This is a genomic window from Burkholderia ambifaria AMMD (assembly GCF_000203915.1).
GTDB classification, from domain to species: Bacteria; Pseudomonadota; Gammaproteobacteria; order Burkholderiales; family Burkholderiaceae; genus Burkholderia; species Burkholderia ambifaria.
In genome coordinates this window covers 1,136,535-1,152,240 of record NC_008392.1, presented here as the reverse complement: position 1 = coordinate 1,152,240, position 15,706 = coordinate 1,136,535, and the positions used below count along the sequence as shown (strand labels likewise).

At 68.8% G+C, this 15,706-nt stretch carries 3 protein-coding genes (1 of these 3 running past the window's edge); all 3 read left to right on the top strand.

Going from position 1 to position 15,706, the window contains the following annotated elements:
* The first annotated feature begins 167 nt into the window (after positions 1-167).
* Tightly spaced (each overlapping or abutting the next), the 3 genes in view from BAMB_RS32240 to BAMB_RS32230 form a layout consistent with a single transcriptional unit that may run on beyond the window.
* Positions 168-4,592 (top strand): beta-ketoacyl synthase N-terminal-like domain-containing protein, encoded by a 4,425-nt coding sequence (locus BAMB_RS32240; RefSeq protein WP_011661348.1) that lies wholly within the window; start codon positions 168-170, stop codon positions 4,590-4,592.
* Complete coding sequence (locus BAMB_RS32235; protein ID WP_011661347.1) at positions 4,589-7,912, top strand: type I polyketide synthase; 3,324 nt, start codon at positions 4,589-4,591, stop codon at positions 7,910-7,912. Before BAMB_RS32240 ends, BAMB_RS32235 begins: the two co-directional genes overlap by 4 nt.
* On the top strand, positions 7,909-15,706 hold the 5' portion of the coding sequence (locus BAMB_RS32230; protein ID WP_011661346.1) for a hybrid non-ribosomal peptide synthetase/type I polyketide synthase. The gene runs 5,639 nt beyond the window's last position; only the first 7,798 of its 13,437 coding nucleotides appear in the window; its start codon is at positions 7,909-7,911; its stop codon lies off the right edge, out of view. The genes BAMB_RS32235 and BAMB_RS32230 overlap by 4 nt, the downstream gene beginning before the upstream one ends.

Here is a 15,706-nt window from a genome sequence, read left to right as displayed (position 1 = left end):
ACCCATATTGATCCAGTGCGCGAAACGCCGTGTCCATGGATTACGGGGCAGACGTCGGGTTGGAGCGGTGCTCTAATTTCATGCCATCCAATTCAAGAAGCAAGCTTGGCGGGATCGTCGCAACGGGTCCTGAGGAATTCAACGTTCAGCAGACAACGAAGGTCGAGATGCTTCCCGATACAAAATTCAGGACTGTTACAGAAATTTTCATATTTCGCGGCAAGGTCGAACCGGAGAAGAGGGCATTCATTTTTCTCGAGAACGGCGAATCGGAGCGGGCTCGACTCACGTTCGGCGATCTGGACAAACGCGCGCGCGGCATCGCCGCCAGGCTGCAGGGCATGGCGCAACCGGGCGATCGCGTCCTGCTGGTCTATCCGCCCGGCCTTGAATTCATCTGCGCATGGGTGGGATGCCTGTACGCCGGCCTGATCGGCGTGCCGGCCTATCCTCCGCGCAGGCATCGTCCCGCCGATCGTCTCAAGGCCATCGTCGCCGACGCCAGCCCGGTCGTCGCGCTGACCGACGCAGCCACGCTCGACGGCATCGCGCATCGCGCGGATGGCTATTCCGACACGCTGGAACTGAAGATCCTTGCGACGGACCAGGGCTTCGACGCACCGGCCGAACAATGGCGCGCACCGGACATCACGCCGCAGACGCTGGCGCTTCTGCAATACACGTCAGGCTCCACCGGTACGCCAAAAGGCGTGATGATCAGCCACGCGAACATCCTGAGCAATATGGCGGTCATCGCCGAGGCGAGCGATGCCGATGCGTCGACGGTGTTCGTCAGTTGGCTCCCGGTGTTTCACGACATGGGTTTCTTCGGGAAGGTGCTGCTGCCGATCTATCTCGGTGTGCCGGCAGTGCTGATGGCGCCCGCGGCGTTCGTGCAGAAACCCATCCGCTGGCTGCAGGCAATCACGAAGTATCGCGGCACGCATTGCGCCGCGCCGGATTTCGCGTACGACCTGTGCGCGCGCAAAATATCCGATGAAGCCCGCGCGCTGCTGGATCTGAGCAGTTGGCGCGTTGCATTCAACGGCGCGGAACCGGTGCGCGCGGAGTCGGTGGCGCGTTTTTCGCGCGCCTTCGCCGCATGTGGCTTCCACGCGCACACCATGCGCCCGGTCTACGGCATGGCCGAGGCGACCTTGTTCATCTCCGGTCAGCCGGCCCGCTCGCTGCCGCTCGTGGCGGACTACGACGCCGACGGCCTCGCACGAGGCGTGGCGACGAGAAGCGACGGCGGCAAGCGCCACGCGCTGGTGTCGTGCGGCCGGGCCTGGGCGGAGCACCGCCTGCAGATCGTGAATCCGGATACCGGTGAGCGCTGCCCGCCCGACCGGATCGGCGAGATCTGGGTGACGGGCCCGAGCGTCGGCGTCGGTTACTGGAACCGCGTCGACGAAACGGAGCACACCTTTCGCGCGAAGCTCGATGGCGATGATGCGCATTACCTGCGCACGGGCGATCTCGGCTTCGTCGATGGCGAGAACCTCTTCGTCACCGGCCGTCTCAAGGACCTCATCATCGTCGCCGGGCGCAATCACTACCCGCAGGATCTCGAGCAATCGGCCGAGGGCAGCCACCCCGCGCTGGCGCCCAACGCGTCGGCGGCTTTCTCGATCAACGTCGATGACGTGGAGCGGGTCGTCATCGCATGTGAAGTGCGCCGGGAAGCGCTCAACACGCTGGACGCGGAAGCCGTCGCTGCGGAGATCCGGCGCAAGCTCGCCGAAGCACATGACGTCGATCTGTATGCGGCGATCCTGTTGAAGCCCGCCACGATCCTGCGCACGTCCAGCGGAAAAATCCAGCGGAGCCGAATCAGGCAAGCGTTCCTCGATGAACAGGGGCTCGCGATCGCGGGCGAGTGGCGGCGTTCGTTCTCCGCGACGTACGCACCCTCCACGGCCGCGCTACGCGACACGCAAACGCTGGTGCAATGGTGCGTCGAGCGTGTCTCGCGTCTGTCGGGAATCGATGCCGGCAAGATCGACCCCGACGCGCCGTTCAGCATCTACGGGCTCGATTCGAAGGACGCCATCATGCTGTCGGGCGAGTTGCAGGACTGGCTCGGGCTGCCGGTCTCGCCTACCGTCGTCTACGATTTTCCGAGTATTTCCCTGCTGGCGCGCCATTTGAGCGGTACCGGGAATGCCGTGCCGGACCACGCGCCCGGTTCCGCCGCAGCGCGCGCGGATATCGCGATCGTCGGCATGGGATGCCGTTTCCCCGGCGCCGGTCATCCCGACGCATTCTGGCAGCTGCTGCTGGAGGGCCGGGACGCGGTCGGCGCGTCGAAGAAGCGTGCCGGCGACCTGCCGCCCACCGGACTGCTGGACCAGGTCGATCTGTTCGATGCGGCGTTCTTCGGCATCAGCGCCCGCGAAGCCGAAGCGATGGATCCGCAACAGCGCCTGCTGCTCGAGGTCGCGTGGGAGACGCTCGAGCATGCGGGGATCGCGCCCGGGCGTCTCGCCGGCGGACGCACCGCGGTCATCGTGGGCATCAGCAATTCGGACTACATCCGTCTGGCGCAGGAAGAAGTCGCGGATGTCGGCCCTTATGTCGCGACCGGCAATGCGCTCAGCGTCGCCGCCAACCGCATTTCCTACACGCTCGATTTGCGCGGTCCGAGCTGGGCGGTCGATACCGCGTGTTCGTCCTCGCTCGTCGCGGTTCACCACGCGTGCCGCGCGCTGCAGCGCGGCGAGGCCGATGCGGCGCTGGCCGGCGGGGTCAACCTGATTCTGGCGCCGCAATTGAGCGACTCCTTCACGCAAGCCGGCATGCTTTCGCCGGATGGCCGATGCAAGGCGTTCGATGCGGCAGCCAACGGCTATGTGCGCGGCGAAGGTGCGGGCATGGTGCTGCTCAAGCGTCTCGACGATGCACTCGAGCACGGCGACACCGTGTACGCCGTGATCCGCGGCTCGGCGGTGAACCAGGATGGACGCAGCAATGGCCTGACCGCGCCGAACGGCCCGGCCCAGCAGGCCGTCATTCGCGGTGCGCTGCACGATGCCGGCGTACGCGCGCAGGACATCGGCTTCGTCGAAGCGCACGGTACGGGAACGCCGCTCGGAGATCCGATCGAATTGAACGCGCTGGCGGCCGTCCTGGGCGAATCCCGTCGGCCGGACGATCACTGCTGGATCGGCTCGGTCAAGACCAACATCGGCCATCTGGAATCGGCGGCGGGCATCGCCAGCCTGATCAAGACCGCCCTTGCGCTACACCATCGCGCCATTCCGCCGAACCTCCATTTCCGGTCGATCAATCCTGAAATCGCGCTCGACGGCACGCCCTTCCGTATTCCGCAGCAGGTCACGCCGTGGCATTCGGAACACGGGCCGCGCATGGCCGGCGTGAGTTCGTTCGGTTTCGGCGGCACCAACGCCCACATGATCCTGTCCGAAGCGCCACGGCCCGGCGAGATCGAAGCCGACCCGGCGGCGCCCGCGGCGCGCGTCGTGACGCTTTCCGCGCGCACCCCCGAAGCGTTGCAGGCACTGGCGGCGTCCTATGCGGCGTATCTCGACGCCCATCCCGGGATCCGTGTGCGCGATGTCGCGTTCACGGCAAATACCGGGCGCACCCACTTCACGCGGCGAGCGGCCATCGTCGCGTCGAGTCTCGATACGTTGCGTTCGCAACTGGATGCCGTGTCGGCCGGCGAGCCTGCCGACACGCCGCCTGCGGTGACATTCCACTTTTGCGCCGACCACGGCGGCAGCGACGACGCGGTGCGGCAATTGCGTTCGGCCTGCCCCGCTTTCGGCGCGCTGATGCAGCGGCAATCGGCGGTGTCCGACGCGCCCGCGGTCGATTCCGCCGCAGCCGGGTTCACGGCATTCCAGCGCGCGCTCGCGCAACTGTGGATGTCCTTCGGCATCACGCCGGGCGCCGTCAGCAGCACGGGCGACGGGCATCGCGCCGCGGCCGCGTTTGCGGACGTGCCGCAGGCGCCGGACGGCGCCGCGGCGGGAAGCCACGGCATCGTGATCGAAATCGGCGCGCACACGGCCGCGTGGGACACGATCCTGCGCACGCTCGCCGAACTCTACGTACGCGGCGCGTCCATCGACTGGGATGCCGTGGAGCAGGACGCCCCGCGCCGCCGGCTCGCGCTGCCGACCTACCCGTTCGAGCGTCGCGCGTTCTGGATCAGTCCACGTGCGCCGCGGCATCCGTTGCTCGGGCGTCTCATGGAGCAGCACGCGCATGCGCCGGCCACGTGGATCTGGCAGTCGCGTCTCGACGCGCCGGCCACCACCTTTCTCAGCGGTCATCGCGTCAAGGGATCGCCCGTGCTGCCCTATTCCGCCTATGTGGAAATGGCGCTGGCGGCGACGTCGGAAATCGGCGCCGCCAGTCATACCACGTTGAAGGACCTCGCACTGCATGCGCCGTTGCCGCTGCATCCGCATGCATCGCACAGCGTGCAGACCGTGCTGAGCCGCCGGTCCTGGGGACCGTTTTCGTTTGCCGTCTATCACCGGATCGAGGACACCCGCGCCGCCGCGTCATGGCAGATATGCGCGAGTGCCGAAATTCACGAATCGGATCGGAGCCACGCATGAAATTCGGCCTGATGTTCTTCGCCAGCAGTGAAGAGGCGTTGTCCGGCAACAAGTACCAGCTTGTCATGGAAAGCGCCCGTTTCGCCGATGCGAACGGGTTTTCCAGCGTCTGGGTGCCGGAGCGCCATTTCACCGAATTCGGCTCGCTATACCCGAATCCCGCTGTCCTGCACGCCGCGCTCGCCGCGGCCACCCAGCGCGTGCAGCTGGTCGCGGGCAGCGTAGTCGCAGCGCTGCACAACCCGATCCGGATCGCGGAAGAGTGGTCCATGGTGGACAACCTGTCGAACGGCCGCGTGGGCGTGTCGTTCGCGTCCGGATGGAATCCGGACGACTTCGTGTTCGCCCCGGACAAATATGCGACCCGGCAGGATGACATGCTGACCACGATGCGCGCCGTCCAGCATCTGTGGCGCGGCGGGTCGCTGGATGCGCGCAACGGCGTCGGCAAGCCGGTGCAGTTGCGCATCTATCCGACGCCGGTGCAGCCGGAGCTGCCCGTCTGGGTGACCGCCGCGAGCAATCCGCAGACCTTCGTGCGCGCCGGTGAAGTCGGCGCCAACCTGCTGACCCACGTGCTCGACCAGGATCGGGACCAGCTCGCGCAAAAGATCGCGCTCTACCGCGCGGCGCGCGCAACGCATGGCTTCGATCCGGCGGCCGGCACCGTGTCCGTGATGCTGCACACGTTCGTCGGCGACGATGCGGCGCGGGTGCGCGAGCAGGCGCGTGCGCCGTTCTGCAACTACATCCGCAGCAATATCGGGCTGTTGAACGGGCTGGCGCAGAGCCGCGGGCAGTCGGTGGACGTGCGCGCGATGGGCGCGCGCGAACTGGACGAGTTCGTCGAGTTTCTCTACGAACGTTTCGCGCAATCGCGCGGCCTCATCGGCACGCCGGAAACCTGCGTCGACCTGGTGCGCGATCTCGAGTCGATCGGCGTGGACGAAGTGGCCTGCCTGCTCGATTTCGGTCCGCCGGTCGAGCTGATCCTCGGCAATCTACCGCAGTTGCGTCGGCTGCGGGAGCTGTGTGCCCCGAGGCAATCCGCCGCGCCGACGAGATTCGATGCCGCCGCGGTGCAGGCCCGCTGCATCGAAACGACTTCAGGCGCGGACTTCAATGGCGAAGTGCGGCAGCACGGCGTGCAGATCGACGGCGTGTTCGACGCGATCCAGCAGATCTGGCGCACGGCCGGCGAGGCGCTGGGGAAAATCAGCCTGCCGGCCGACGCGCTGGCGTCGTCGCAATACCAGGTGCACCCCGCCTTTCTCGACGCGTGCAGCCGTGTGCTCGCCGCCGCGATCGATCCGGCCGCGCTGGAGGCGGGCGACCTGTACCTGCCCAGTTCGATCGGTGCGGTACGGGTTCATCAGCCGCCGTCGTCAACGGATGCATGGAGTCACGCCACGCTGCGCAAGCCGATCGGGCAAGGCGCGCTGGAGGGCGATATCCGCGTCCATGACCTCGACGGGCGACTGCTGATCGAGATCGATGCGCTGCGGTTGCAGCATGTGCGTTCCGCGTCCACCATCGAGCGGCACGACTTGTCCGCGCTGCTCTATCAGCGCGTGTGGAGACCGTCGAGCGTCGACGCGGCAACCGGCGCTTCGGCGCAGGGCGAGTGGCTGATTCTCGCGGACCGCGGCGGCGTCGGCGCGCAACTGGCCGACCTGCTGCAAAGCGCGGGCGATACGTGCACGCTGCGCTTCGCCGACGCGACGCCGGAACTGCCCGCACCCGACCGGCCGCTGAAGGGCATCGTTCACCTGTGGAGTCTCGATCTCGCGCCGGCCGACATCGCGGCGAGACGGCGTGCCAGCGCGAGCGTGCTGCAACTGGTCAGGGCGCTTGCGTCACGCGCACCGGCGGCGCGGCAGGCGCGTCTGTGGCTGGTGACGTCGGGCGCGATGAACGTGCTGGACGGCGAATCGAGCGCCCCGGCCCAGGCTCCCCTGTGGGGATTGGGGCGGGCGATCGCCGTGGAGCACGCGGCGCTGTGGGGCGGGCTCATCGACCTCGATCCCGCGCAGCCGTCGGCGGCGCACATCGTGCAGGCGGTACAGGCCGGCGGCCGTGAAGACATGATCGCGTTCCGCGGCGGACAGCGCTACGTCGCGCGTATCGCCCGCGACAATCGCGAATTCGTCAGTCACCGTCCGATCAGGTTCCACCATGACGCGACCTATCTGGTGACCGGCGGGCTCGGCGGGCTCGGCCTGCGGCTCGCGTCCTGGCTTGCCGCCAACGGCGCCGGCAAGGTCGTGCTGCTCGGGCGCGGCGCGCCCTCCCCCGCGGCCGAAAAAATCCTGAGCACGCTCGACGCGCGGTTCATTCGCGCCGACCTGTCGCGTCGCGAGGACGTCGCGCAGGCGCTCGGTGAAATCGCGCATTCGATGCCGCCGCTCAAGGGGGTCTTTCACCTCGCCGGCGCGCTGGACGATGCGTTGCTCACGCGCCAGGACGACGATGCCTTCCATCGCGCCGGAAGCGGCAAGGCCGATGGCGCGTGGTATCTGCACGAGCTGACGGCCGACCTGCCGCTCGATCATTTCGTGCTGTTCTCGTCGATGGCCGCGCTGATCACCATGCCGGGCCAGGGCAACTACGCGGCGGCGAACAGCTTCCTCGACGCCCTCGCGCAGCATCGGCGCGCGCAGGGAAAACCGGGGCTCAGCGTGAATTGGGGGCCGTGGGCGGAGATCGGCCACGCCGCGACCGACTATGGACGGCGCGCGCACGAACAGCTGGCCGCGCTCGGCGTCGGCACGCTGTCGCCCGAACTGGCCATCGCGGCGCTGGAACGGCTGATGGCGTCCGGCGTCGTCCAGTCCGGCGTGGCCCGGATCGACTGGCCGACCCTGTTCCGGGTCGACGCGCCGGCCGCCGGGTCGGCGCTGTTTTCCGAGCTGGCGCAACCGGCCGCGCAGCCTGCGCAGCAAGAGACGGCATTGCTGCGCCAACTGCATGCGTGCGCGCCGCGCGAGCGGGTCGAGCTCATCACCGACACGCTCGCGAAGATGCTGGCCGAGACCCTTCGTCTGTCCGGCCCCGACGCCATCGCGGCCGAGCAATCGCTGCTCGATCTCGGCCTGGATTCGCTGGTCGCGCTCGAACTGACCGACCGCCTCAACAAGGTGTTCGGACGGCCGTTTCGCGCGACGCTGTTCTTTTCCTATCCGAACCTGCAAACGCTCGCCCAGTACGTTCTCAACGAACTGTCGCCGTCGCTCCCCGCGCCTGTCGTCGATGAAGCATCCGACGACCTCGACGAGGACGACCTTTCCGAACTGATCGCCCAGGAGATCGGCGCCCAATGAACGCCAAGGCCACGCATGCACTGAAAGCCGCGCTCGACGAACTGCGCCTGCGGCGCGCGGAGATCGCGGCACTGCGTTCGGACCGCAACGAGCCGATCGCCGTCATCGGCATGGCTTGCCGATTCCCCGGCCAGAGCGATACGCCGTCCGCGTTCTGGCAATTGCTCGATCACGCGCGCGATGCCGTCGCCGAAGTGCCGGGCGAACGCTGGGACATCGATCGCTATTACGACCCCGATCCGTCCACGCCCGGCAAGATGGCGACCCGCCACGGCGCGTTTCTCGAACGCGTGGATGAGTTCGACGCGGCGTTCTTCGGGATCGCGCCGCGCGAAGCCACTTACCTCGACCCGCAGCAAAGGCTCCTGCTCGAAGTGGCCTGGGAAGCGCTCGAAAACGCGCATCTCCCGCCCGAACGCTTCAGGCAGTCCGCCACGGGCGTGTATGTCGGCATTACCTGCTTCGACCATGCGATCCAGGTGTCCAATGCGGCGACGCCGTCGAGCAGCTACGCCGGCACGGGCAGCGCGCTGAACATGGCCGCGGGCCGCTTGTCGTTCGTGCTGGGCCTCACCGGCCCGAGCATGGCGATCGATACCGCCTGCTCGTCGTCGCTGGTCTGTCTGCACCTGGCCTGCGAAAGCCTGCGCTCGCGCGAAAGCAACATGGCGCTTGCAGGCGGCGTCAACCTGATGCTCTCGCCCGAGGTGATGGTCAGTTTCTCGCAAGCGCGCATGCTGTCGCCGGACGGCCGGTGCAAGACCTTCGACGCGGCGGCAGACGGCTATGTGCGCGGCGAAGGTTGCGGCATGGTGGTGCTCAAGCGCCTCTCCGACGCGCTCGCCGACGGCGACCGCGTGCTCGGCATCGTGCGTGGCACGGCGGTCGATCAGGGCGGTGCGGGCGGCGGGCTGACCGTGCCGAGCCGCGATTCGCAGGAACGGGTGATCCGTCGCGCGCTGAATCAAGCCGGCCTCGTGCCCGGCGACATCTCCTATGTCGAGGCCCACGGTACGGGGACGTCCCTTGGCGACCCGATCGAGGTCGAGGCGCTGGCCGGCGTCTACGGCCCCGGGCGCGAGGCGGCCGAGCCGCTCGTGATCGGTTCGGTCAAGACCAATATCGGGCATCTGGAGTCGGCCTCCGGCATCGCCGGCCTGATCAAGGTGCTGCTGTCGTTCGAGCACGACAGGATCCCGGCGCATCTGCATTTCACGCAGCCCAATCCGCATACGCCGTGGCAGGACATCCCCATTCGCGTGGCGGCCGACCCGGTCGCGTGGCGGCGCGGGGAACGCAGGCGAATCGCCGGGGTGAGCGCGTTCGGATTCAGCGGCACCAATGCGCACGCGATCGTCGAGGAACCGCCGGTCGCGCCGGCCCACGCCGCGCAGCGCACGCTGCTGCTGCTGTCGGCCCGGTCCGAAGCGGCGCTCACGGCGCTCGCACAACGCTACGAGCGCGCGATCGCCGGCGCGACGCCGCGGGAACTGGCCGCCATCTGCCGGGCCGCCGCCACGGGGCGAGCCCATTATCCGTTTCGCGCGGCCTATGTGTCGGGCGTGAGGGAACCGTCGGCGGCAGCGGCACGCACGGGCAAGGCGTTGCGCATCGGCTTCAGGTTCGGTGCGCCGGACACCGGCGTCGCACGCGAACTCCATGCGTCCGAACCGCTTTTCCGCGACGCCTTCGCGCGTTGCGCGGTGCCGCTGGCGGCACTCGATACCGACGAGGGCCGCTTCGCGATCCAGTTCGCGTGGGCGGAACTGTGGAACGCATGGGGCATCCGCCCGTCCGTCGTGTCGGGCCACGGCGTCGGAGAATATGTCGCGGCCTGCGTGGCGGGGGTCATGAGCGTGGCCGACGCGCTGCGCGTCGTCGCAGCCCGGTCGGATGCCGACGCGTTGCGCGCCGCGCTTCAGGACATGCCCCTCGCACGGCCCTCGGTCCGCCTGATTTCCGGCTGTCTCGGCGCCGAGGTGACCGACGAGGTCACGCATCCCCAGTACTGGTTGCAGCTTGCCGAGTTGTCGAATCGACCCGAAGCGCAGGCCAACGCGCAGGCCGAAGCGCCGCCCACGCCGGAGGGGCTTGCCGACGGCTGGCTGCCGCCGCCATGCGCCGGCGATGCACTGGAGCGCGCACTCGCGGCGCTGTATGTGCAGGGCGCGCAGTTCGACTGGAACGCATTGTTCCCGGTGCCGGCCCAGCCCGCCACGACCCTGCCGAACTACCCGTTCGAGCGGCAGCGCTTCGGTCTGGAGAAAACGCCGGCGCCCATCGTCGGCATGGATGCCGGCAGCATCGAGGAAGCGTTGCGGCACCTCAAGACGTCGGGCAAGTACTCTGAGGACGTGCTGAACGCGTTGCCGGACCTGCTTCAGACTGCGTTCGCTCCCGCCGCAACCGCTGCCCCGAACGCCCACCCGCTCTATCACGTCGCATGGGAGACGCAAGCCGCGTTGCCGGAGGCGCTATTCGCCGCCGACGCGTCCCCGTGGCTGATTTTCGCGGACGAAAGCGGTGTCGGCGAGCGGTTCGCGGCGCTGCTGCGCGCGCGCGGCGCATCCTGCTCGCTGGTGCGCCCCGGCCCCGACCATGGCGGCGGCGCGGAAGCGGGCTGGCAAGTCGCGCCCGAGCGGCCGGATCATTTCGTCCGCTTGCTGAACGAGACCGCCGCCCCGGGCCAGCGCATCGTGTTTCTATGGGCGCTGGACGAAGCCGTCGGCGCGTCGCGCATGGCCACCGCCCTGCTGCATCTCGTGCACGCGTTGGTCGGCAGCGAGCGCGATTGGGCGCCGTCGACCCGCCCCAGGATCTGGGTGGTCACGCGCGACGCGGTGGAAGCCGGCGAATCGCCCCGCGTATCGGGGCTCGCACAGGCTGCGTTGTCGGGCCTGGCGCGGGGCGCGATGATCGAGCATCCGGAATGGTTCGGCACCTCGATCGATCTCGATTCGGCCGCGCCGGAGGACGAGACGCAGGCGCTGCTTCAGGAAATCCTCGGTGAAAGCCGTGAGGAGCTGGTGGCGTTGCGGCACGGCGTGCGCCATGTCGCGCGCCTGAGCCCGCTCGCGCCCGCCGAAACGGCCGCGCTGCGGGTCGACCCGGAAGCGGCCTATCTGATCACCGGCGGGTTCGGCGCGCTCGGGCTGCACACCGCCCGGTGGCTGGCGGCACACGGCGCACGCACGCTGATCCTCGTCGGCCGACACGGGGCCCGCAGTGACGAGAGCCAGCAGGCGATCGCCGAGCTGCGCGCGCGGAACCTATCCGTGCGTTGCGAGCGCGTCGATATCGCCGATCCGGTGGCGGTCGCCGATTTCTTCGCCGTGCTCCGGCGCGACGGCGTGCCGCTGCGGGGCATCGTGCACGCGGCCGGCATCGTCGGCTACAAGCCGCTGATGCAGGTCGAGCGCGAGGAACTGGAAGCCGTCCTGCAACCGAAGGTCGCGGGCGCGTGGCTGCTTCATCAGCACAGCGAACCGTTCCCGCTCGATTTCTTCATCCTGTTTTCGTCGATCGCGTCCGCGTGGGGGTCGCGCGACCAGGCGCACTACAGTGCCGCGAACCGATTCCTCGACGCGCTCGCGCATCATCGCCGCGGCCTGGGCCTGCCGGCCCTGAGCGTGAACTGGGGGCCGTGGGCGCACGGCGGCATGACGTTCCCCGAGGCGGAAGCGCTGCTGCGGCGCGTCGGGATCCGCTCGCTGGCCGCGGATCGCGCGCTCGACGTGCTGGATCGTCTCCCCGCCGTGCCCCAGATCGCGGTCGTCGATATCGACCTGGCGCTGTTCCAGGGCTCCTACGAGGCGCGCGGACCCAAGCCGTTCCTCGATCGCGTGCGGGTGGCCGGAGCCGCGCCAAGCGCGCTGGCGATGCCGGCGTTGAGCGACGCATCACCCCGCGAGCGAAAGCGCCTGCTGGCGGATAGCATCGATCGCGCGGTGGCCCAGGTGCTCGGCTTCGGCGCGGCGACGCTGGACCGCGATCTCGGCTTCTTCGAGATGGGCATGGATTCGCTGATGGCGCTGGATGTGCGCACGCAGCTCGAGAAAGTGCTTGGCATCCCGTTGTCGGTCGCGCTGTTGTTCGATCATCCGACGGTCAATGCCCTCGCGGATTTCCTGGCGGAGCAGTCATCCCCCACGGCGGCGGACGCGAGCGCGGCGCCGACGCAGGCCGTGCCGTCGCGGCCGGCCGCGCCAGCCGTTGCGCCGCGCGAGGCCGGCACGCCGGAACCGATCGCGATCGTTGGCATGAGCTGCCGGTTTCCAGGCGCCGCGCACGATCTCGACGCCTATTGGCGGCTGCTGAACGACGGCGTGGATGCGATTTCCGAAGTGCCGCGCGAGCGCTGGGATATCGACGCGTACTACGATCCCGATCCGGAAGCGCCGGGGCGGATGTACTGCCGCTTCGGCGGTTTTCTCGACGACGTCGATCAGTTCGATCCGGCATTTTTCCGGATCACGCCGCGCGAAGCGGCCGCGATGGACCCGCAGCAGCGCCTGTTGCTCGAAGTCAGTCACGAAGCGCTGGAGCACGCCGGCATTCCCGTCGACAGTCTCAAGGGCAGCCGGACCGGCGTCTTCGTCGGCATCACCACCAACGATTACGCGAATCTGCAGCTTCGCAACGGCGGCGGCAGCGGCATCGACGGCTATTTCTTCACCGGCAATCCGCTCAACACGGCGGCCGGCCGCATCTCCTACGGGCTCGGTGTGCAGGGGCCGAGCATGGCGATCGACACCGCGTGCTCGTCGTCGCTCACCGCGATCCATACCGCCAGCCAGAATCTGCGCAGCGGCGAGTGTGATCTCGCGATCGCGGGCGGCGTCAACCTGATCCTGTCGCCGGACAACTCGATCGCCGTCTCGCGCACGCGGGCGCTGGCGCCGGACGGCCGCTGCAAGACCTTCGACGCGGCGGCGGACGGCTTCGTGCGCAGCGAAGGCTGCGGCGCGCTGGTACTCAAGCGCCTGTCCGATGCGCTCGCCGCGGGCGATCGCGTGCTGGCCGTGCTCCGCGGTTCAGCCGTCAACCACGACGGTGCGTCGAGCGGCTTTACCGCGCCGAACGGCCGCGCGCAGGAAGCCGTCATCCGCCAGGCGCTGGGCGGGCTGCCCGCCGCCTCCATCGATTACGTGGAAGCGCACGGCACCGGCACGCCGCTGGGCGATCCCGTCGAGGTCGAGGCGCTGGCGACGGTGTTCGGCGCCGACCGCGGCGAGGGCCGGCGACTGCGCATCGGCTCGGTGAAAACCAACATCGGCCACACGGAATCCGCCGCCGGCATCGCGGGGGTCATCAAGGTCGTGCTGTCGCTGAACCACGATCGCATTCCCGCCCACCTGCACTTCCGCCAGCCGAGCCCGCTGGTGCGGTGGGACGCGCTGCCGATCGAGGTCTGCGCCGAGGCGAGCGCGTGGCCGCGCGGCGAGCGGCCGCGGCGCGCCGGCGTCAGCGCGTTTGGCGCGAGCGGCACCAATGCGCACCTGGTGCTGGAAGAAGCGCCCGCGCCGGTGCGGCAGGCGACGCCGTCGAAGCACAAGGTGCATCCGCTGGTCCTGTCGGCCAAGACGCCGGCGGCATTGCGCGAGCTTGGCCGGCGCTATCAGCGGCGGCTCGAAGCCGAACCCGGTCTCGATATCGCGGCCGTGGCCTTTTCGGCATCGACCGGCCGCTCGCATTTCACGCATCGGCTGGCGCTGCCTGTGACGTCGCTCGAGGACGCCATCGAAAAGCTGCGCGCGTTCCAGGCGAAGGAACCTGCCGACGCGGCGCAGCCCCCGCGGGTGAAGATGGCGTTCCTGTTCACCGGTCAGGGCTCGCAATACGCCGGCATGGGCCGCCGTCTGTACGACGCCTATCCGGTGTTCCGCGACGCCATCGACCGCTGCCGTGCGGTGGCCGATCCGCTGCTCGACAAACCGTTGCTGGAGGTGCTGTCGGCCCCGAACGACGATATCCACCAGACCGGCTACAGCCAGCCGGCGCTGTTCTCGCTGCAGTTCGCGCTCACCACGCTGCTGGCGTCGTTCGGCGTGGTGCCCGACGCCGTGATGGGACACAGCGTCGGCGAGTACGCAGCGGCTTGCGCGGCCGGCGTCTTCTCGCCGGAAGACGGCCTGCGGCTGATCGCCGAACGCGGCCGGCTGATGCAGGCGTTGCCCCGCGACGGCGAGATGGCGGCCATCTTCACCGACCTCGCCACGGTCGAGCGCGCGATCGAAGCGTGGCCGCACGAGGTCGCGGTGGCGGCCGTCAACGGTCCGGCCAGCATCGTGATCTCCGGCAAGCGCGAGCGCATCGCGACGCTGGTCGACGCGTTCGCGGTGCTGGACATCCGGTCCGTGCAGCTCAATACGTCGCACGCGTTCCACTCGCCGCTGGTCGAGCCGATGCTGGACCGCTTCCAGGCCGTGGCAAAAGCAGTACGCGCCACGCGCCCGGCGATCCCGTTCTATTCCAATCTCACGGGCGCCGTGATGGACGAGGCGCCCACCGATGAGTACTGGCGCCGTCACTGCCGGGAGCCGGTGCAGTTCGCGAGCAGCGTCGAGCGCCTCGCCGAAGCCGGGTTCAACCTGCTGGTCGAAATCGGCCCCAAGCCGGTGCTCGTCAACCTGGCCCGCGCGTGCTGCGCGCCCGACGCCGGGATCCAGTTCCTTGCGCTGCAGCGGCCGCAAGTCGAGCAGCAAGCGCTGGTCGAAACGCTGTCGAGCCTTTATGCGCGCGGCGTCGATGTCGACTGGGCCCCCACCGAAACACCCGCGCCCACGCGCGTCGCATTGCCGTCCTATCCCTTCCAACGCAGCCGTACCTGGTTCCAGAAAGCGGACATGTCCATGACTCAGACAAGCGCATCACCCATCGCTGCAACGCCGACGCACAACCGTAGCGGCGAGGTTCTCGAATGGCTTCGCGGCAAGATCGGCGAATTGATCCAGGCCGATCCCGCCACCATCAACATCGACCTGCCGTTCCTGGAGATGGGCGCCGACTCGATCGTGCTGATCGAGGCCATCCGGCACATCGAGAAACAGTACGGCGTGAAGCTGGTCATGCGCCGCTTCTTCGAAGACCTGGCGACGGTGCAGGCGCTCGCCGAGTACGTCGCGGACAATCTGCCGGCGGCTGCCGCCCCGGCCGAGCCCGAGGCCACGGCCGAAGCCGCGCTGTCCGCGGTGGCGGTCGCGCCGTCCGAGGCGGCGCTCGCGCCGCTCGCCGCCGCCCCGGCGGAATGGGTGGCGGCCGAAGGCGGCTCCACGGTCGAGCGGGTATTGCGGGAGCAGAATCAGTTGCTGTCCCGCGTCATGGGCCAGCAGATGGAATTGCTGCGCACGTCGCTGACCGGCCAGGCCGGCGTCCGGCCGACGACGATCGCCGCGCAAGCCGTCGCGAGCGCTGCGAGCGTCGCCAACGTCACCCACGTCACACCAAAGGCCGCGATCGCGGCGCCGGCCGCCGGGCCCGCAACGAAGCCCGCCCCTGCAACTGCAACTGCGGCCGCGGCGGACAATCGGCCGGCCAAGCCGATGATGCCGTGGGGCAGCCCGGTCGAACAGCGGGCGCGTGGCTTGTCCGCCGTGCAGCAGGAGCATCTCGAAGCGCTGATCGTGCGTTACACGACGCGCACCCGGAAATCGAAGGAATCGGTGCAGGCGTCCCGCCCGGTGCTGGCCGACAGCCGTGCCACGGTCGGCTTCCGGTTCTCGACCAAGGAGATGCTGTATCCGATCGTCGGCGATCGCGCGGCCGGTTCGCGGCTGTGGGACATCGACGGCAACG

Bases quoted from the DNA above. Each gene is read 5' to 3' on its own strand.
- BAMB_RS32240 (WP_011661348.1), top strand. From the start codon at position 168: ATGCTTCCCGATACAAAATTCAGGACTGTTACAGAAATTTTCATATTT.
- BAMB_RS32235 (WP_011661347.1), top strand. From the start codon at position 4,589: ATGAAATTCGGCCTGATGTTCTTCGCCAGCAGTGAAGAGGCGTTGTCC.